Annotated in this window: 16 protein-coding genes; 6 read left to right on the top strand and 10 right to left on the bottom strand. The window is 72.7% G+C overall.

Annotated features, from left to right (window positions below; all coding sequences use genetic code 11):
* Position 1 precedes the first annotated feature (1 nt).
* Both ACFYXK_RS10700 and ACFYXK_RS10705 read right to left on the bottom strand, forming a co-directional pair.
* Positions 2-1,816, bottom strand: a complete 1,815-nt coding sequence (locus tag ACFYXK_RS10700; RefSeq protein WP_389410787.1) for a protein kinase — start codon at positions 1,814-1,816, stop codon at positions 2-4.
* Between the two features lie 140 nt (positions 1,817-1,956).
* Complete coding sequence (locus tag ACFYXK_RS10705) at positions 1,957-2,592, bottom strand: TetR family transcriptional regulator (protein WP_389410788.1); 636 nt, start codon at positions 2,590-2,592, stop codon at positions 1,957-1,959.
* Between the two features lie 110 nt (positions 2,593-2,702).
* On the opposite strand from ACFYXK_RS10705, the gene ACFYXK_RS10710 reads away from it, so the two are divergent.
* Together ACFYXK_RS10710 and ACFYXK_RS10715 are read left to right on the top strand one after the other, a co-directional pair.
* A complete protein-coding gene (locus ACFYXK_RS10710) occupies positions 2,703-2,885 on the top strand; it encodes a hypothetical protein (protein ID WP_383516103.1) in 183 nt (60 codons plus the stop codon).
* Positions 2,882-3,148 (top strand): DUF4190 domain-containing protein, encoded by a 267-nt coding sequence (locus ACFYXK_RS10715; RefSeq protein WP_389410789.1) that lies wholly within the window; start codon positions 2,882-2,884, stop codon positions 3,146-3,148. Before ACFYXK_RS10710 ends, ACFYXK_RS10715 begins: the two co-directional genes overlap by 4 nt.
* Before the next feature lie 61 nt (positions 3,149-3,209).
* On the opposite strand, the gene ACFYXK_RS10720 is transcribed toward ACFYXK_RS10715, so the two are convergent.
* The 4 genes from ACFYXK_RS10720 to ACFYXK_RS10735 form a co-directional block, all read right to left on the bottom strand.
* Positions 3,210-4,169 (bottom strand): aldo/keto reductase family oxidoreductase, encoded by a 960-nt coding sequence (locus ACFYXK_RS10720; RefSeq protein WP_389410790.1) that lies wholly within the window; start codon positions 4,167-4,169, stop codon positions 3,210-3,212.
* A gap of 9 nt (positions 4,170-4,178) precedes the next feature.
* Complete coding sequence (locus ACFYXK_RS10725; RefSeq protein WP_389410791.1) at positions 4,179-4,355, bottom strand: hypothetical protein; 177 nt, start codon at positions 4,353-4,355, stop codon at positions 4,179-4,181.
* A 124-nt stretch (positions 4,356-4,479) separates the two neighbouring features.
* On the bottom strand, positions 4,480-6,201 hold the full coding sequence (locus ACFYXK_RS10730; RefSeq protein ID WP_389410792.1) for an acyl-CoA dehydrogenase family protein: 1,722 nt from the start codon (positions 6,199-6,201) through the stop codon (positions 4,480-4,482).
* A 71-nt stretch (positions 6,202-6,272) separates the two neighbouring features.
* Positions 6,273-6,839, bottom strand: a complete 567-nt coding sequence (locus ACFYXK_RS10735; RefSeq protein ID WP_389410793.1) for a PadR family transcriptional regulator — start codon at positions 6,837-6,839, stop codon at positions 6,273-6,275.
* Between the two features lie 318 nt (positions 6,840-7,157).
* Here ACFYXK_RS10735 and ACFYXK_RS10740 point away from each other — a divergent pair, with 318 nt between their 5' ends.
* Positions 7,158-9,017 carry a M1 family aminopeptidase gene (locus ACFYXK_RS10740; protein ID WP_389410794.1) on the top strand — a complete coding sequence of 620 codons (1,860 nt, stop codon included), beginning with the start codon at positions 7,158-7,160 and terminating at the stop codon, positions 9,015-9,017.
* Between the two features lie 156 nt (positions 9,018-9,173).
* On the top strand, positions 9,174-11,471 hold the full coding sequence (locus ACFYXK_RS10745; protein WP_389410795.1) for an immune inhibitor A domain-containing protein: 2,298 nt from the start codon (positions 9,174-9,176) through the stop codon (positions 11,469-11,471).
* Between the two features lie 93 nt (positions 11,472-11,564).
* On the opposite strand, the gene ACFYXK_RS10750 is transcribed toward ACFYXK_RS10745, so the two are convergent.
* The 4 genes from ACFYXK_RS10750 to ACFYXK_RS10765 all read right to left on the bottom strand — a co-directional run bounded on the left by ACFYXK_RS10750 (position 11,565) and on the right by ACFYXK_RS10765 (position 16,866).
* On the bottom strand, positions 11,565-12,740 hold the full coding sequence (locus tag ACFYXK_RS10750; protein ID WP_389410796.1) for a GDSL-type esterase/lipase family protein: 1,176 nt from the start codon (positions 12,738-12,740) through the stop codon (positions 11,565-11,567).
* A gap of 95 nt (positions 12,741-12,835) precedes the next feature.
* Positions 12,836-14,068, bottom strand: coding sequence for a VWA-like domain-containing protein (locus ACFYXK_RS10755; protein ID WP_389410797.1), 1,233 nt, complete (start codon positions 14,066-14,068; stop codon positions 12,836-12,838).
* Complete coding sequence (locus ACFYXK_RS10760; protein WP_389410798.1) at positions 14,065-15,330, bottom strand: AAA family ATPase; 1,266 nt, start codon at positions 15,328-15,330, stop codon at positions 14,065-14,067. Before ACFYXK_RS10760 ends, ACFYXK_RS10755 begins: the two co-directional genes overlap by 4 nt.
* A gap of 69 nt (positions 15,331-15,399) precedes the next feature.
* On the bottom strand, positions 15,400-16,866 hold the full coding sequence (locus tag ACFYXK_RS10765; RefSeq protein WP_389410799.1) for a hypothetical protein: 1,467 nt from the start codon (positions 16,864-16,866) through the stop codon (positions 15,400-15,402).
* A 603-nt stretch (positions 16,867-17,469) separates the two neighbouring features.
* Here ACFYXK_RS10765 and ACFYXK_RS10770 point away from each other — a divergent pair.
* Together ACFYXK_RS10770 and ACFYXK_RS10775 are read left to right on the top strand one after the other, a co-directional pair.
* Complete coding sequence (locus tag ACFYXK_RS10770) at positions 17,470-18,927, top strand: alpha/beta hydrolase family protein (protein WP_389410800.1); 1,458 nt, start codon at positions 17,470-17,472, stop codon at positions 18,925-18,927.
* 88 nt (positions 18,928-19,015) lie between these two features.
* Positions 19,016-19,615 carry an acyltransferase gene (locus ACFYXK_RS10775; RefSeq protein ID WP_389410801.1) on the top strand — a complete coding sequence of 200 codons (600 nt, stop codon included), beginning with the start codon at positions 19,016-19,018 and terminating at the stop codon, positions 19,613-19,615.
* Positions 19,616-19,699: the final 84 nt, after the last annotated feature.

A 19,699-nucleotide genomic window follows, 5' to 3' on the forward strand; every position in this document is an offset into this window, starting at 1 on the left:
GCTACTGGATCCGCCACTGCTGGGCCTTGCTCCCGGAGCAGGCGACCACCGTCAGCTGGTTGCCGGCGCCGTTGTCCGTCAGGCAGCCGCCCTGGAACGAGATGTCCTTGATGTAGTAGGCGCCCGCCGTGGGGGCCTTCTCCAGGTTCCACCACACGTCCCCGGCGAACTGGCCCGCGAGCTCGACGCGAACGGTGTCGTTGAACTGCGTGAGCGCCCGCGCCATCGCGATACCGGCCGAGCCGCACGTCTTGAAGCTGTCGTAGTTGCTCTTCTCGTGGAGCCAGCCGAATGCGGTGGTGCCGCCCATGATCACCTTGGCGTTTCCCTGCGGTGCGGAGCCGCTGAAGCCGATCTTGAGCCCGTCGCCGACGTTGGTGATGGCGCCCCAGCCGGTTCCGCCGCAGCCCTGCGGCGGATTGGACCCGCCGTTGCCCGATCCTCCGGGGGTCGAGCCTCCGCCGCCGGGCGTGCCCCCTCCCCCGGCGGCGCCGCCGCTCGGCCCCGAGCCGGGCCGGCTCCCGCCGTTGCCGGATCCGCCTGCGGCCGGCTGGGGGTCCGGGAGCGGCGCCGCGCCCCCGACGCCGCCGGCTGCGGCGGCGGCCCCGCCGCCGCCCTGCCCGCCCGGGTTCTCGCCGGCGGGCGGGGGCGAGGCATCGGGCGTACCGGCTGCCGCACTTCCCGAGGGGGACGCGCCGGGGCTCTGGCTCCCGGGGCCGGACGCCGGCGCGGACACGGAGGTGGAGGGGTGCTGCCCCGGCCCGTTCGCGTCGGTCTGCCGCGCCCCGGAGTCGATGTAGAAGACCGTGACGGCCACCGAGACGGTGATCGTCACACTGAACCCGACGGCAAGCGGCGCGGAGACGGACGCGGGAATGCGCAGCCGATCCCGCCACGACCGCCGCAGCTCGGCGCCCGCGCCCGCGGCCGGGGCGGTCCCTGCGACGACCGGCCCCGCCGGTGCGTCGAGCTCGCCGAGCGGCCGCCCGGCCGCCGCGCGCCGCGCCGCCGCAGCCATCACCGAGGCGTCGGCGTACCGCTCCTCGGGCCGCTTGGCCAGCGCCCTGGCGACGAAGGCGCGTACCGGCCCGGGGAATTCGGCCGGGAGGTCCGGGACCGGCTCCCTGATGTGCTTGAGCGCGATCTCGACGACCGATTCGCCGGTGAACGGCGGTTCTCCGGTGAGCAGTTCGAAGCAGACCACGCCCATGGAGTACAGGTCGGACGCGGCGATGGCGCCGAGCCCCTCCGCCTGCTCGGGAGCCATGTACAGCGCCGTCCCGAGAACCGCGTGCGAGTCGGTGATCCCGGTGCTGGCCGCGCTGGAACGGGCGATGCCGAAGTCGGTGACCGTCACCCGGCCGTCCTCGCCCAGCATCAGGTTCGACGGCTTGATGTCGCGGTGCGTGACACCCTGCAGGTGCGCGGCGTGCAGTGCGTCGAGGGCCTGCCCTGCGATGTCGAGCGCCTGCTCGACGGGGAGGGGCCCGGACTGCGCGCGGACCTCGTTCAGCGTCCGCCCCTCGACGAGGTCCATGACGATGTACGCGACCTGCTCACCGGACTCGGTCCGGCTCTCCCCGTAGTCGTGCACGTCGACGATGCCCGGGTGGCTGAGCGAGGCGAGGACCGTGGCCTCCCGGCGGAACCGCGCCGCGAACGAGGGGTCGTCGAGCAGCGCGGGAAGCAGGACCTTCACGGCGACCTGACGTCTGAGCACGTCGTCGTCGGCGCGCCAGACCTCGCCCATGCCACCGCCGCCGATCCGCTCGGCCAGTGTGTACCGGTCCCCCAGGACCGTCCCCCGCCCCCACATATCTGCCCCTCGCCGTCCCGGTTCGCTGGTGGTCAGCCAAAGTCCGTCCGGCTGAGGATACTTGGGCGCTCGCGCACTTCCACGCCCCCGGTGGACCGGCCGTGCGCCCGCCCTCCCCGGTCCGGCCGGGGAGGGCGATGCTAGCGAGGCGTTCCGGGGGTCCAGTTCAGCCGCCCCGTGTGGATCAGCCGGAGTTGGCGACGGGCGGTGCGCGTGACCGCTGCCCACTCCTCGCCCTCCGGGCCGGCCGCCAGGTAGGCGGAAACGGTCATCACCATGTGGTCGACGTACAGCCGCGCCAGCATGAGCAGGTCGTCCGCGCTCCAGCCCGCACTGAGCGGATCGCCGCCGAGGCGCTCGGCCACCTCGTCGGCGAACGCGTCGAGCTGGCCGGCCACCGCCTCGCGCACCCTGCGCACGCCGCCGTGCCGCTCCCGCACGATGAACCGGATGTGCCCCGGGTACTCCCGTACGAGTTCGGCCATCAGGCCCACGGTCGTGTCGATCCGCTGCTCCGCGTCGCCGGAGGCGGTGAGGGTCGAGCGGACGGTGCCGTGCAGGCTCTGCAGCGCCTCGTCCACCAGCGCGATGCCCAGCTCCTCGGTGTCGCGGAAGTGCCGGTAGAAGGCCGTCGGGGTGACCCCCGCGACGCGGGTCACCTCCCGCAGGCCGAGGCTGCCCAGGCCCTGCTCCTCCAGCAGTGACAGGGCTGCGTCCAGCAAGGCCCTGCGGGTTTTGTTCCGTTGGGCCTGCCGTGCCCCGATGGTCCCGCTCATGACGAAAAGTCAACCCCCGATTCCCTGATTCCGCATGCTTGCATTTAGACTGAGCAGTCAGTGCACAACTGTCTCCTATTCTTTGGAGTGAGCACGATGGAGGAAGCACGATGCTCTTCCTGATAGCGGCCCTCATGCTGATGGGGGTCGCCCTGGGAACCGTGGCCCATGTGCCCGTCGACATATCCCTCGCCGCCACCGCCGCGATCGCCTGCTGGCTGCTGGTCTTCGCCGTGCGCGAGCGGACCGCCCGGCGCCACCGGCCGGCCGGCCGACAGGAAGGACGATCATGAATACCCCCGGTACCGCGCTCCCCGCTCCCGTCGCCCGCCAGGCCGACGGGATGGCGGTGGCCTCGTTCGCACTCGGCCTGGTCGGCCTCCTCGCGATGAACCTGTTCCTCGGGCCGACCGCGATCGTCCTCGCCGCCCTCGCCCTGCACCGCGGCACCAGCCGTCCCGGACGCGCCCGGCTCGGTCTCGCCCTGGGCTTCGCCGACCTCGCCGTCCTCGCGTGGGTGGTCAGCGCGGACCAGACCTGGTCGTGGAGCATCTGACCGTCACACCCTGACACCGCCCGACCCACCGACCCGCCGACCCGCCGACCCGCCCGCCCCGCTACGGCAGCGGGGCTCCGCGGGCGGCGATCCACAGCTCGTACCACTCCTCGTGCGTGAGATCGGGTTCGCGCAGCGCGGCGTCGCGGCAGGCCCGGATGCGCTCGGGGCGGCCGCTGCCCACGACGGGGACGACCCGGGCGGGATGCCGCTGCAGCCACCACAGCAGTACCGTCTCCGGCGTCGTGCCCTTCGCATCGGCCAGCGACCGCACGAGGCGGGCCGTTGCGTGCTCCTCGGGGGTCTCCTGCCGGCCGGTGAACCGGCCCTGCGCCAGCGCACCCCAGGCCTGCAGGCGGACTCCGTTCTCCAGGCAGTACTCGAGCGTCCCGGCCGGGAAGCCGTTGCCCGCCGCCGCGGCCGTGTTGACGAGGACGCCGTCCTCGAGCCAGTCCCGCCGGTCCAGGCTCATCTCCAACTGGTTGGCGACCAGCGGGAACTCCAGATGCCGCTGGAGGGCGGCGATCTGCGCGGCGTTCATGTTCGAGACGCCGAACCGGCGGACCAGTCCCCGGTCGCGCAGCGAGGTGAGGGCCGCCGCGATGTCCTGCGGGTCGGCCAGCGGATCGGGCCGGTGCAGGAGCAGCACGTCGACGGCGTCGGTGCGCAGGCGGCCGAGGCTCTCCTCGACGCGCCGGACGATGGAGGCGCCGCGCAGGTCGTACATGCCGGGGAGGTCGCCGTCCGCGAGCCGGATCCCGCACTTCGTCTGCAGCACGATCCGCTCGCGCAGGCCGGGGGTGCGGGCCAGGACCTCTCCGAAGACGGCCTCCGCCTTCCCGCGCCGGTAGATGTCGGCATGGTCGAAGGTGTCGATCCCGCTGTCCAGCGCCGCCGCGATCGCCGCCTCGGCCGCATCGATGTCGGCGGATCCGTACGCATCGGTGTCCCAGCTGCCGCCGAGCGCCATGCATCCGTACAGCAGCCGGGTGCCGTCCTTCTCGGGTGGTGTGATCGCCATCCCGCCACCCTACGAGGTCGCGGCACCGCCCCGTATCCGGGCTCCGCGCGCGGGCGTCCGGGCCGCCGGCTTCGTGGCGGGCCGGGGACGCGGGGCCTCCACGGGCTTCTTCTGCGGCGGGGGCGTCCTGGGCGGGTAGGAGGGCGGCACCTTCGGTCCGCTCGCACCGGTGGGCTTCGTCGTCATGCCACCACGCTACGGGCCGGGGCCGCGTTCCCGGGCCGGGGTCCGCCGCCGGAGGCAAGCAGCACGGCCCGCCACCGCGCGGGGTACGCGGTGGCGGGCCGGAGCGGCTGCTGCGCCGCCGTCGTTACGGAGCCATCTCGTACGCCCCGGACAGCGCCTCGACACGGTCCCAGACGCGGGCCGAGCGGGCAGCGTCGACGACCGGACGCCGGACCGCACCCATGGCCCAGCTCTGCTGCGCCTCGGTGGCGGAGTCCTTTCCGTGCAGCTCGACGGCGTGCGCGGAGAAGTCGCGTACGAGGACCGCGAACAGCTCGTCCAGGACGTCCTCGTCCAGGCCGGTCAGCCGCGCCTGCTCGAGGATCAGCTGGCCGTGGACGACGAGCGCGAAGAGCTGGCCGACGGCGAGCAGGAGGTCCAGGTCGCGGCTCTGCTGCTCGTCGGGGGCGGCGGTGGTGACGAACTCGCAGAGCGCGTCCGCCTGCTCACGGAAGCGGGCGACGTTGGGCAGGGCCGCGTAGGCGTCGAAGGCGGGGCGCCAGTCGTGGAAGCGTACGGAGCCGAGGCCCCGGGCCGGGCCCTGCCGGAAGAGGAAGTCGTCGTCGGCCGCGTCGAGGCGGGTCGGGACGGGGGCGTACTCGGCCGGGTCCAGCAGGTGGTTGCGCATGAACTTGAGGATCAGGGCGAGGTTGACGTGGACCGTGCCCTCGAGCTTCGGCAGCCCGCGGATCTCGACGGCGGCCTGGGCGAAGTAGTTGTCCTTCTCGAAGCCCTTGGCGGCGATGACGTCCCACATCAGGTCGATGACCTTCTCGCCCTCCGTGGTCACCTTCATCTTCGTCATCGGGTTGAAGAGGAGGTAGCGGCGGTCGTCGGGGCCCGCGGTGCGGAAGTAGTCGACGGCGCGGTCGCTGAACAGCTTCATCCCGACGAGCCGGACGTACGCGTCGGCCAGCTCGCGGCGCACGTGCGGGAAGGCGGTGACGGGGCGGCCGTACAGGATGCGGTTCTGCGCGTGCGTGACGGCCTCGTACATCGCGTGCTCGCAGATGCCGATCGAGGCGGTGCAGAGGTTGAACTTGCCGACGTTGACGGTGTTGAGGGCGGCGTCGAAGGCGGCGCGGCCGGTGTGCAGGACGTCGTCCGGGCCGACCGGGTAGTCCTCGAGGCGGAACTCGCTGACGTACTTGGAGGAGTCGACGACGTTCTTCACCAGGTGGTAGGCCGGGTGGCGGCTGTCGGCGGCGAAGAAGACGTACCCGTCCGGGCCCTCGACGTCGGTGCGGCGGCCGAAGACGGAGACGAGGGCGGCCGCGTTGCCGTTGCCGATGTAGTACTTGGAGCCGGTGGCCCGGAATCCGCCGTTGCCGTCGGGCTCCAGCAGCATGTCGGTGGAGTAGATGTCGGCGCCGTGCGCCTTCTCCGACAGACCGAAGGCGAACACCTCGCCCTGGGAGAGGAGTTCGGCCGCGCGGGCGCGGGCGGCGGCGTTGTCGCTCTGCCAGACGGGGCCGAGACCGAGGATGGTCACCTGCCACGCGTACCAGTAGTCGAGGCCGTAGAACCCGAAGATCTCGTTCAGGGCGGCGATCCGGGCGGTGTCCCAGCGCTTGTCGGCGTGGCCGTCGGCAGCGGAGGCCGGGGTGAGGAACGTCGCGAACAGGCCTTCCTTCGCGGAGAAGGCGAGGAAGTCCGCCAGCCAGGCGCGGGAGCGGTAGTCCTCGATCAGCCGGCGCTTGCCGCGCTCCTCGAACCAGTCGACGGTCGCGCGCAGCAGCCTGCGGGTCTCGGGGTCGAAGTGCTGCGGGTCGTAGGTGCGCGGGTTGAACAGCAGGGCGTCGGCCATGGGAGGTCCGCCTTCCGAGGGTGTGGGTCGAGGGGTGGAGGGTGCTGGTTCCGGATGCGGGGGGGGACGGCTCAGCCGCGCGGGCGGGGCGCTGCGAGCCGGTGGACGGTGGCGAGCACGTCGTCGAGCCAGGCGATGGTCATCCGTTCGTACGCGATGCCGCCGCGGAGCACGACGTGCTGCAGCTCCCGGCCGGCGTCGAGCGGCGCCGGCGCCTCGGGCCCGGTGAAGTCGCGCAGTTCCCCGGCGAGGTAGTGGGCGAGCCGTTCGCGGTGCACCTGGCGGTGCCGCTCGACCTCGTGGAGCAGTGCGGCGGGGTCGTCGAAGGCCGCGCCGCGGATCTTCACGGCGAGGTCGTGCCGGAGGCTCTCGGGTTCGATGGGTTCGTGCAGCCACTGGGAGAGGGCGGCGCGCCCGGGGCCGGCGACGGAGTACTCCTTCTTGTCCGGCCGGCCCTGCTGCGCCACCTCGCGGACGGCGAGCATGCCGTCGGTCTCCATGCGCTTGAGGACGCGGTAGATCTGCTGATGGGTGGCGGTCCAGAAATAGCCGATGGACCGGTCGAAGCGCCGGGCGAGCTCGTAGCCTGAACCCGGCTTCTCCAGCAGCGAGACGAGGATCGCGTGTTCGAGCGCCATACCCCTGATCTTTCTATGCAACTCGTTGCATAGACAAGCCGCAGCACCCGGGTGAGACGCGGCTCACCCGAGGCCGGGGCGATCGCCGGCCCCCGACGCGAACGAACACTTTACTCGTCCCTCATGGCATGCTCCGGTCAAATCTGCCAGGCTCTTCCGGCAGTCGTCGCCCTGACCCCAGGGGGACGCGGCACAGCAGATCTCACTCAGCGCTCGTGCAGACGATGCGCGCAGCCCGCGGCCGCCCTCCGGCGCACCCGAGCCGACCGGGCGGCCACCGAGCAGGCCGGAATCCCGGCCGCCTCAAAGGAGTTCCGTGTGAGACCGACCCCCCACAAGGCCCTCGCCGCGAGCGCATTCGCCCTCGCCGCGCTCGCCGCCACCGCACTCTGCGTCACCCCCGCGGCCGCCGCGCCGCCCAAGGCACCCCTCGCAGCCGCCTGCACCCCCGCCCAGGTGGTCGCGGGCGGCGACTTCGAAGGCGGCACTTCGGCCTGGACCCAGTCCCAGGCCGGCCTGATCACCAACCGCGCCGGGCAGGCCGCCCACGGCGGCACCACCTTCGCCTGGCTGAACGGTGTCGGCCGGACGCACACCGACACGCTCTCCCAGAGCGTGACGATCCCCTCCGGATGCAGCACGGCCACCCTCACCTTCTGGCTGCACATCGACACCGCCGAGACGACCACGTCGACCAAGTACGACAAGCTGACGGCGAAGATCGGCGCCACGACGCTGGCGACGTACTCGAACCTCGACAAGAACACCGGCTACGTCCAGAAGTCGTTCGACGTATCGGCCTTCGCGGGCCAGACCGTGAGCGTGGCCTTCACCGGAACCGAGGACTCCAGCCTCCAGACGAGCTTCGTCGTCGACGACGTGGCCCTCGCCACCTCCGGCGGCACGGTTCCGCCCGCCGACTCCACGCGTACGCCGGCCGCACCCTCGTACACCGTCAACCTCAGCAGCAACACGAGCGGCACCGTCTGGACCGGCCACGAGAGCGCGACCTTCACCAACGCCTCCGCCGACCCGCTCAGCGAGGTGTACCTGAGGCTGTGGGACAACTACCACGGCACCTGCTCCGCCATGCCGATCACCGTCGGCAACGTCACCGGCGGCACCGCCGGCGCCCTCTCGGTCGGCTGCACGGCCCTGAAGATCGACCTGCCGGCGCCGCTGACGCAGGGGCAGACCGCCACGATCGGCTTCGACCTGGGCATCACCGTGCCCAGCGGCGCAGACCGTTTCGGCTACGACGGCGCCTTCAGCTTCATCGGCAACGCACTGCCCGTACTCGCGGTCAGGGACGCGGCGGGCTGGCACCTGGACCCGTACACCAACAACGGCGAGTCGTTCTACTCGCTGGCCGCCGACTTCCGCGTGGCCCTCGACCACCCGAACACCCTCCTGGTGCCCGCGACCGGCGGCTCGGTCGACACCCCGGGATCGAGCGGACGTACGGTCACCACCGCAACCGCCTCCAAGGTCCGCGACTTCGCCTGGGCGGCCGGCCCGTTCAGCAAGATCTCCGGCACCTCGGCCGCCGGCACCCCGGTCAACGTCTACTCCGTCTCGGGCATCAGCTCGACCGACGCGCAGTCGATGCTCACCACCGCCAAGTCCGCCGTGGACGCCCACGCGGCCCGGTTCGGCGCCTACCCGTACGGCGAGTTGGACGCCGTGATCGACAACAACTTCTGGTTCGGCGGCATGGAGTACCCCGGGTTCGTCCTCGACCTGGTGAGCACCACCGCACTCACCCACGAGATCGGCCACCAGTGGTGGTACGGCATCGTCGGCGACGACGAGTACACCAGCCCCTGGCTCGACGAGGCGTTCACCGACTACTCCACCGACCTGGCGCTGAACAAGACCGGCGCCAACTGCTGGAACAGCGTCTCCTGGGCCGGATCGGCAGAGAAGATCACCAACTCCATGGCCTACTGGGACGCCCACTCGTCCCGGTACTCCACCGTCATCTACGGCTACGGGAAGTGCGCGCTGCACGACCTGCGGCGCGTCCTCGGCGACAGCGTGATGGCCAAGCTGCTGAAGGACTACGCCACTTCGCACTGGTACGGCGTCTCGACCACGGCCGAGTTCAAGGCGGCCGCCCAGGCCGCCACGACCACGGACCTGACCTCCTTCTGGACGCAGCACCGCATCGACGGCTGACCTGACGTCGACCCCCTGGCACGGTTCGCCGCGGGCGGGCGCCTCCCGGCGTCCCACCCGCGGCGAACTCGTGACGCCTCCCGCACCCTAGCCGTCACCTGTGACATGTGAAATATTACCTGCGCTTCGACCGAACTCACCGAAAGGTCAGCCACGTTGCGCAGACTCCCCGCGGTGGTGGCGGCGATATGCCTCGCCCTCCTCGCCACCCCCGCTCTCGCCGCGCCCGCCCCGCCGCCCCCCGCGGCGCGGCCGGCCCCCGAACTCTCCCCGGCCCCACCGCCCGCACCGCTGGAGCTCCAGCGCCAGAGCCTGCGCCGCCAGGCGCTCGAGGGCGTCGCCTCCGGCGCCACCGCGGCGGAGGCGGACGGCACGCTCCCCCGCCGGGCCGCGGTCGGCAAGCGGTACGTCGAACTCGCCCAGGAGCGCAAGGACAAGGTCTTCGTGATCCTCGCCGAGTTCGGCGACCAGGTGGACACGACCACCGAGTTCGAGGGCAAGCCGCGCTTCGGCGGCACGCCCGGACCCCGCCACAACACCATCGGCAAGCCCGCGCAGAGCGACAACCACACCCTGTGGCGCAAGGACTTCAGCCAGGCGTACTACCAGCAGCAGTTCTTCGGCACCGATCCCGGCGCCGTCACGCTCCGCAACTACTACCGGTTGCAGTCCTCCGGCCGCTACGACATGGACGGCCAGGTCAGCGACTGGGTACGGCTGCCGTGGAACGAGGCCCGGTACGGGACCGACAACTGCTCCGAGCCCGGCCAGTGCCGCACCAACTGGGACCTCGTACGCGATGCCACCAACGCCTGGTACCACACCGAGCGCGCCAAGGGCCGCACCCCGGAGCAGATCAAGGCCCAGCTGGCCGAGTACGACGTCTGGGACCGCTACGACGCCGACCACGACGGCAACTTCGACGAGCCGGACGGCTACCTCGACCACCTCGTCGTCGTCCACGGGGGCAAGGACCAGACCTGGGGCGGTGGCGACCAGGGCAAGGACGCCGTGTGGGCGCACCGCTGGTTCGCGTACTGGGACCAGGCCGGCAGCGCGGGCCCCGCGGACAACAAGGCGGGCGGCACCCCGGTCGGCGACTCCGGCATCTGGGCCGGCGACTACCTGACCGGCGGTGAGAACAGCGGAGTCGGCCTGTTCGCCCACGAGTTCGGGCACGACCTCGGGCTGCCCGACCTGTACAGCTCCGACGGGGACAACAGCGTCAACTTCTGGTCGCTGATGTCCTCGGCCTCCTACCTCGGCAAGGGGCGCAACACCACCGGCGACTACCCCGGTGACCTCGACCCCTGGAGCAAGCTGCAACTGGGCTGGCTGGAGTACACCGAGGCCGACGCGGGCCGAAAGACGCGCGCCGTGCTCGGGGTCTCCGGCTACAACACCGAGGATCCACAGGCGTTGTTGGTGCATCTGCCGCCGTCGGTGACCCGCACCGATCTGACCGACCCGTACGAGGGCGGCAGCCAGTGGTGGAGCGGCACCGGCGACTTCATGGACAACACCCTGACCCGGGCGGTCGACCTCTCCGGGGCGGGGCAGGCGGCCCGGCTCGACGCCCGCGTCTGGTACGACATCGAGCAGGACTTCGACTTCCTGACCGTTGAGGCCTCGACGGACGGCGGCACCACGTGGTCCCCCCTGCCGGGCACGGTGGGCGGCGCCCCGATCCCGGCGAAGGGCATCTCCGGGACTTCGGGCGGCTGGGTGGAACTCGCCGTCCCCCTCGACGGGTTGGCCGGTCGCAGCGTCCAGCTGCGGCTCCGGGTGACCTCGGACGGCAACACGCACGGCAAGGGCGTCACCTTCGACGACATCCGGATCACGGCGGGTGATCGGGAGCTGCTGCGCGACGGCGCCGAGCAGGGCGCGAACGGCTGGAACGCGCTGAAGTGGTCGCGTGCGCAGGGCCGTACGGGCACCGCGGAGCACCCGCGCGCCTACCTGGTCGAGAACCGGCGCTACACCGGCTACGGGGCCTACCTCAAGAGCGGCCCGTACAACTTCGGCGCCGGGAACGACACGGTGGAGTTCTACCCGTACCAGCAGGGCGTGCTCATCTGGCTCTGGGACACGGCGTACAGCGACAACACCACGAAGGCACACCCGGGAGCGGGCCTGCTGCTGCCCGTCGACGCGCGGCCGGAGCCGCTGCGCAACGCCGACGGGACGCTGCTCAACGCGCGGGCCCAGACCTTCGACGCGACGTTCTCCACCCGCCCGAGCGACGAGATCGTGCTGCACAAGGCGGGCGTACCGGTACTGATCCCGGCGCGGCCGGGCGTCCCGGTCTTCGACGACCGCCGGGGCGGCTACTGGAACGCCGACATGCCGCAGGTGGGCGTGAAGGTACCGGACACCGGGACCCGGATCGCCGTGGTGAAGGAGGCCTCCGGGGGCGCCCTGACCACGGTCCAGGTCAGCCCTTCCCCCTGACGCACGGCCGACCGGCTCGCCGCGGCCGCCTGAGAGCGGTGGCCGCGGCCGAGCCGGCCGAAGCTGAGCCGGCCCCGGCTCCCGGGTGGCCGCTCAGTCGGTGCGGACGGTGAACGGGCCGCCGGCGCCGAAGGCCAGTTCGGCGAAGCGGTCCGCCATGCGGCGGTGGGTGGCGGCGTCCGGGTGGAGTTGGTCGGGGAGCGGGAGGTCGGCGAAGTCCGCCTCGCCGTAGAGCACGCGGCCGTCGGCGTGGTGCACGTGGGGGTCGTCGGCCGACCGCTGTTGCACGATGCGGGCCAGCTCCTCACGGATGACGTTGAGCGTCAGCCTCCCGGCCGCGCGCTCCGCGGGGTCGCCCGCGGCCCGGAACTGCAGCCTCCCGGCGCCCAGGGTGCTGAAGTCCGGGGCGGTGGGGCCGGGAGTGTCCTCGTGGATGGGGCACAGGATGGGCGAGACGACCAGCAGGGGCGTGGTGGGATGCCCCTCGCGGAGGGTGTCGAGGAAGCCGTGCACCGCCGGGGTGAAGGCGCGCAGACGCATCAGGTCCATGTTGACCAGGTTGAGGCCGATCTTGACGCTGATCAGGTCCGCGGGGGTGTCCCGCATGGCCCGGGCGGTGAACGGGTCCAGCAGGGCGCTGCCGCCCAGTCCGAGGTTGACCAGTTCCACACCGCCGAGGGAGGCGGCCAGCGCCGGCCAGGTCGTGGAGGGGCTCGCGGCGTCCGAGCCGTGGCTGATCGAACTGCCGTGGTGCAGCCACACTCTGCGGCTCCCCTGCGGTACCGGCTCGACGGGGGCGTCCGTGCGCAGGGCCACGAGCTCGGTGATCTCGTTGTGCGGCAGCCAGATCTCGACGTGCTTCGCCCGGTCGGGCAGATCGGCGAACCGGACGGTGCCGACCGGGCCGGGGCGGGTCTCGGTGGCACCGGTGGTCATGTCGACGACATGGACGCGGCCGCCGCTCACCCCGGACTGCCCGGCCAGGCTGCCGTCGACCAGGAGGTCGTACACGCCGTCGGGGCGGGGCGGTGCGCCCACGTAGGCCATCTTGGTGCGGAGCGTGTCCAGCTCGACGACGGTGGCGCGGGTGCGGAACACCAGCCGTACGCCGGAGGGCTGGGCTTCCGCCATCGCCAGCTGTCCGTCGGTGCACTGGGCTCGGGCTCGGGCGGGCAGCCGGTGCGGGAGCACACCGTGCTCGGTGCGCTCCAGGTCGAGGGCGCCGCGCAGGAGTTCCGCGGTGATGGGTGTGGTGGTGAGGTCGTTCATGATCTCAGCCTGTCAACCGGACGCCGGATCCGCACATCAGTTTGCGCCGGTTCAGCCGGCCGTCGTGGAGCGGACAGGGCTGCCGGCGGGGGCGCCTATCCGATGGCGACCACGCGGGCCCATGACGGCGGCGAGTCCGGCACGTAGTCGGGGTCGTCCTCGTCCCACAACCCCTGTCGGGGAAAGAGGCCGACCACCGTCCGGCACGGCGGTCGTGTGCTCGGCCAGGGGGTCTGCCCGTCGGTCAGGACCACGATGACGTCCGGCCGGGCCCCCGCTCGGAGCGCTTTCGCGAAGCCCGTGCGCAGATCCGTACCGCCACCCCCCACCAGCGCAATCCCCTCGCCGCGGCACAGGGGGTGGGCGATCCGGGCCGCCGCGTCGCACGCCACCACGGTGACCAGGTCCCGACGGCCGCCCACGGCACGGGTGATCGCGGCGACCTCCAGGAGCGCGCCGCCCAGCTCGGCGTCGCTGACGGAAGCGGAGGTGTCGATGACCACGCAGACCCGGGGCGGCCTGCGCCGCAGGCTCGGCAGAACCGCGCCGGGCAGCCCGGCCGAGCGGCGCGACGGGCGACCGTACGAGTAGTCCTCGCCGGCGCCGGAACCGGAGACCGCCGAACGGACCGCCGCTCCCAGCAGCTCCCGCCACGGCTGCGGCGGGTGGAAGGCCTCCTCCGCCCAACGCTTCCACCCCTTCGAGGCGTTCCCCGGACGGCCCCTGATGCCCTGCGCCACCCGGAACCGCACCGCGTCCCGCTCCTGATCGCCGAGTCCGTGCGCGCCGTCCTCCCCGAGGTCCCACTCCCGTTCCACCCCGTCGACGCCGCTGCCGCAGTCCAGCCAGGCCATGTGCTGCGTACGGGGCCCGAGCGTGAACTGGCGCAGGTAGTCCTCCATGAGCTGCCCCTCGGACAGTCCCAAGGACACCGGATCGACCACGCCCTCGGGCCGCACCAGCCCGTCGCCGAAGGCGTCGTCGTTGATCTCGCAGTCCGCGGCGATGTTCATCCGCAGCCGCTCCCCCGGGCCGTGCAGGCCGCGCTCCCGCGCCACCCGGTCGCCGCGGCCGTGGTGGTCGCGCAGCAGATGGGACACCTCGTGCACCCATACCCCGGCGAGTTCCTCCACCGGCGTGCGGTCCACGAACGCCGGTGAGACGTAGCACCGCCAGTGCCGGTCGACGGCCATCGTCGGTACCCGCCGCGATTCCACGGTGTGCAGGGCGAACAGCGCGGTCGCCAAGTACGGCCGGGCCCGGGCGGCGTGCAGCCGGGCGGCGAAGAGCTTGTCGAGGTCCAGCGCCCCCGGCGCCTCCCCGGTCATCGTCGGACCTTCGTCGCGTCCGCGGACCGGGCGGCCGCCCGGTCCGCCCGCCGCGAGACGGACACCGCGCCGGCGAGCCGTTCGATCGCAGCCGGTACGTCCCACTCCTCGCGGCGCAACGAGGCGAGGGTGGACGCGGGGACGACCACCAGGTCCGGTGCTCCCGTCTCCAGCGCCCGGACCATCAGCGCCCATGCCGCGTCCCAGCGCGTCTCGTCGGGGCGCCTGCGGACGGCTTCCACCACGCCGTCGAGCACGGCTTGGCACAGATCGCCCCGCTCGGGCAGGACCGCGCCCGCCGGATCGGCCAGCAGGACCTCGGGGTCCGGGAGGTCCATCCGGTCCAGGCTCGCCAGCAACTCCAGTCCGGGGCCGTCCCCCACCGTGCCCCTGACCAGGAGGGACAGCACGTCCCGGGAGGAGCCGGCGGCGGTCGCGAAGGCGATCAGGCTCAGGGTCGTCTCCCAGCTCCGGGGCGACGGCCAGGGGCCGCCCCGGCGGGTCTCACCGCTGGGCAGCCGGTGTACGAGCCCGGGGCGGGCGGCGAGGAGCCCGCACACCGCGCGACGGGCGAAGTCCACGGCATGCGGCAGCATCGAAGGGTCGAGCCGCGGCAGTGTGGCCCGGGGCCACGTCCCGCCGAGGCCGCGCACGACCACGTCGTGGTCGTGGGTCCACTGGAGGTGCACGAAGCGGTTGGCCAGCGGCGGGCTCAGCTCCCAGCCGTCGGCCGCCGAGGACCGCGGATTGGCCGCGGCCACGATCCGTACCCCGGGCGGCAGTTGCAGGGCTCCGATCCGCCGCTCGAGTACGAGGCGGAGCAGGGCGGCTTGTACGGCCGGCGGAGCAGTGGACAGCTCGTCCAGGAACAGCAGCCCCCGGCCGGCTCGTACGAGGCGTACGGCCCAGTCCGGCGGGGCCATCGGAACGCCCTGTTCTGCGGGGTCGTCCCCGATGACGGGCAGGCCGGAGAAGTCGGACGGCTCGTGGACACTGGCGATCACGGTGGTCAGGGGAAGGTCCAGCGACGCGGCGAGCTGGGTCAGGGCCGCGGTCTTGCCGATCCCCGGCTCGCCCCACAGCAGTACGGGCAGGTCGGCGGCCACGGCGAGGGTCAGGGCCTCGAGTTGTGTGTCGGGGCGGGGTTCGGTGGTCGTGGCGCGGAGCAGGGCCAGCAGGTCGCCTGCGACGTCGAGCTGGGAGGCGTCGGCGGCGGGGCCGGCGGGGGTGCTGCGTACGGCGAAGGGGGCGTGTGCGGGCATGTTCGATCACCTTTCGTGGGTTCGTCGTGCGTGGTGGGAGGAGCGGGTGCGGCGGGCGGCCGCCCCGGGTCAGCGACCCGTCGTATGGCGTGGATGCGAGCGGTGCCCGCGGGGGCGGCGGGGGCCCGGGCGGATGCGGTCGGGTCCGGGGCCGATCAGGCCCGCTCTGAACAGCCCGTACGTGATCCGCTGCCGCGCGGCCGCCTCCAGTTCGTCCCGAAGGGCGCCGTCGCGCAACAGTGCTTCGGGGCCCAGCAGGCTCTCGACGACGGCCAGCGCACCGGCGGTGTCGCCGTGGTCCAGGCGCTCGCGTACGCCGGTGAGGCATTCCGGACGGCGGTGCGCCTCGTCGATCGCCTGCAGACAGGGCAGCGGGTTGCCGGTCAGGGCGACCAGCAGTTCTTCCCGGCGGATCTCGGCCGGGTCGTGGTCGAGCGGGGCCAGCACCCCGTCGACGAGGCCGATCCGGTGCCGGGCTCCCCGGCACTCGACGAGGTGCGGTGGGCCGGCCCGGTCCGGAATCCGGGACGGGGCGGTCGGCGCGCGATCCGGTACGAGTGCCGATGCGACCAGCGGGTGCAGCCGCCCGGCGTCGATGGAGCCGGTGCGGAGCAGTTCCAGGTCGGGCAGGAGCCAGGTCGCCGCGTCGGGCAGGACCGGGGGCGGGCAGGCGCCGTGCTGCGTGGACGCCGCCGAGATCCGCAGTACGGGCGGCCCGTTGCCGTCCCCACCGTCCGCTGCGTCCGTGCCGCCGCCACCGTCCCCGTCCGCTGCGAGGTCCAGGTCCAGGTCCAGGTCCAGCCGCTGCCGGTGCCCGAGCCGTACGGTGAAGGTACGGGTGGACCACCCGTCGGCCCGGAGCAGGATCGCCGCCTCGGCGGCCCAGCGGTCGACGGCGCAGCGACGCCCCTGTGGCACGAGCCCGGGCACGTCCGGGGCCGTTGCGGGGGTGCCGTCGGCGGGGAGCGGCTCGGCCCCGGACCGGATCCGCAGCTCATCGGTCCTGCGCGCGTCCCACAGGTGGCGGTGCAGGTCGAGGCGGAACCGGGGGTTGGGGTGGGGATGCGGATGACGGCGGGCGCCGGCGTCGCCGGGGGATCCGTCCCAGAGCGCGAGGCTGATCCGCTGACCGGCATCCGCCCACGCCGGCAGGGTCCGTGCCACGAGGTGCACCGGGCGTGTGCCGTCGTGCCGGGGGTCGTCGTACCGGGCCAGGGAGATGGTCAGGCCCGGGCGCAGCAGTCCGTCGGGAGCGATCCTGGGCATGTGCCAGCGCAGCAGGTCGGGAGCCAGGTGGCGGAGATCGGCCCGGATCCGGGCCGCGAGTTCGCGGCCGTGGGTTCGCGCCACGGAACGGAGACGGAGATCGACGTCGATGCCCGCGGCGGCGCACGCCCCGGCCCAGTCCCCGGCAAGGCGGCGGGCGGTCGCAGTCTCGATCATGGACGGCGGCACGGCGAACTCGCGCACGCGCAGCCAGAGGGAAAGGTGCCGGAGGGAAGGAGGGGATTCCTCGTTCGCGGTGTGAGGGGCCATCAGCACTCACCTTGCGCGGACGGGACCCCCATTCTGTGAGCGGTGTGAGTCATCATCGCGATGACCATACGGGCCCTTCCCCTGGTCTGCCAGGTGTTTTTGTCGTTGCCGTGGCCGGCGGTCGGTCGGTCGGTGAGCAGGAAGCACTCCCCCGTAGCTCTGGAGAGCTACGCGCCGATGCGGCTCCGTGGCGGGACGCCGCCGGGACTTGGCTCCGTAACCTCGGGGGCGGATCAACGGCTGGAAGGAACTCCCGACACCACGCCGGACACGACGATCACGTACGCCGGCCCTGACGGCGAACTCCTGAAGACGGACCTCCACTTCCCGAGCCGGACGCAGCACTCGTACGCCGCACGTGATGTGCCGCGCGACGGCCCTCCCGTGGGGAGTGCGGGAGGGCCGTGTGCCCGGGATGGTCCGGAGCCACACCATATGCACGGATACGCGCATCGCGACAGGCATATGACACGAGGAATTCCGGATGCGTCTCACCCGGTCGCGGCCCGGACGGCAGTCGATGCGACTCAGGTCGCAGGGGCGACCCGACCCGAGGGTGACGCCCGGAGGCCCGAACGCCTCGACGATGACGACGTGAAGGCGATGAGCGCACATGTGCAGATGTCCCCCTGGGAGGTCCTCCTGGTGCTGGGAGCGGTCGCGCTGGTCCTGGCGCGGTGGCTTCCGCTCCGGCTCCGGGCACCGGTCGGCGTCGCCGCTTCGGCGGTCGTGGCGGGGTCCGGGGCGGTGCTCGGCGTACTCGGGCTGCGCTGGCAGATGGTTCCCGTACTGGCCGGGGCGGCGCTCGCCCTCCCCTTCGCCCTGGCGCCGCTGCTGCGACCGCGTACCGGGCGGGTGGCACGCCGGGCTCCGTGGTGGCTCGCGCTGCCGGGGTCGGTGGCGTGCCTCGCGCTGATCGCCGGCGGCCCGGCAGCGGCCTGGGCCCTGCCCACGCCGGTGTTCCCCGAGCCGTCGGGCCGGTTCGCGGTCGGCACCAGCGTGCTCGAGCTGACCGACCCCGAGCGCCCCGAGACCGCCACCGCCGCACCCGAGGACCGTCGTACGGTCGTCGCCCAGTTCTGGTACCCCGCCCGCACGGGCGGCAAGGACACCGGCCACGCCCAGTACCTCGGACGCACGCAACCCGAGGCGCGCGTGGTCTCCGACGCGCTCGCGGACTACGCCGGTCTCCCCGGAATCCTGCTGGACGGCCTCCCCCGCGCCCACACGCACGCGTCGTTCGACGTGCCCGTGGCCGGGGAGGGAGAACGGTTCCCCGTCGTGCTGTTCTCCCCCGGACTGGGCGGGGTGCGTACGCAGAACACCGCCTGGGCGGAGGAACTGGCCGGCCACGGCTACGTCGTCGTCGGACTCGACCACCCCTACGACTCCGCCGCCGTCGTGCTCGCCGACGGCCGCACGATCCGCACGAAGGTCTCGGCCACGGGCGACGACGCCGAGGACGAGAAGCGGGCGGCCGGCTGGACGGCGGTCCGCGCCGCGGACCTCAGCTTCGTACGCACCCAACTGGACCGCATCCACAGCGGCGAGATCGCCGGCCCGCTCACCGGGCACCTCGACACCGGCCGCGTCGCCGCAGCCGGCCACTCCCTCGGCGGCGCCGCTGCCCTGCAGGCGGCCCGCCAGGACCCCCGGTTCGCCGCCGTCATCGACCTGGACGGCGCTCCCCACGACCCGGCGCCGCAGCCCTACCCCCAGCCGGTGCTCGCCCTCACCCAGGCCATCGGCCCGGATACCGACCCGGAGTTCATCCCGCACCTCACCCGCGTCCTGAGCCTCGGCACCGCGACCGGCTACCGCCTCACCGTCCCCGGAGCCGCACACCTCACCTTCACCGACGCCCCCCTGTACCTGCCGCCCCTCCCCTCACTCGTCGGCTCCCTGGACCGTACGGCGGGCCCGCGCATCACCGCCGCCGCGAGCCTCGCCTTCCTCGACAGCACCCTGCGCAACACCCCGGGCGACCCGGCCACCGCCCTCTCGGCGTACGGCACGCTCGTCGTGCACCACCCCGGCCAGGACCCCAAGTCGACTGCGTGAACGGTTGGTTGATCTCCCGGTGGGCCGACCCTGCGGCGCATATGCTCCCCCCTTACGTCAGTACCTCCAGTCTTAAGGGGACCGCCGCGTGAGTGTCCGCATTCAACCCACCTCCCAGGTCGACGAGAGCGCCGAACTCGGGGACGGGACCACGATCTGGGATCTGGCGCAGGTACGGGAGGACGCGCGGCTCGGGCGCGACTGCATCGTGGGGCGGGGGGCCTACGTCGGGCCGGGGGTACGCATCGGCGACAACGTGAAGCTGCAGAACTACGCACTCGTCTACGAGCCCGCCGAACTCGGCGACGGGGTCTTCATCGGCCCGGCCGCCGTGCTCACCAACGATTTCTATCCGCGGGCCGTCGACCCCGACGGCCGGCAGAAGCGCGGCGGCGACTGGGAGGCCGCCGGCGTCGTGGTGGCCGAGGGGGCCTCGCTGGGGGCCCGTTCGGTGTGTGTGGCCGGGGTACGCATCGGGCGGTGGGCGCTGGTCGCGGCCGGCGCGGTCGTGTCCCGGGACGTACCGGACTTCGCACTGGTCGCAGGGGTACCGGCCCGCCGCATCGGCTGGGTGGGCCGGGCCGGGGTCCGCCTGGTGGAGCGCGAGGGCGAGCCGGGCGTGTGGGAGTGTCCGCGCACCGGTTCGCTGCACGAGGAGAAGGACGGAAAGCTGCTCGAGCGGACCTGACGGTACGTCGGCAATTTAGGTCCGCGGCATTTCCTCAAAACCACAATCAACGAACATCCTTGGGCATACCTTGTCCCTGTACAC

The sequence above is a fragment of the Streptomyces sp. NPDC002209 genome, from assembly GCF_042890265.1.
Classification (GTDB): Bacteria; Actinomycetota; Actinomycetes; order Streptomycetales; family Streptomycetaceae; genus Streptomyces.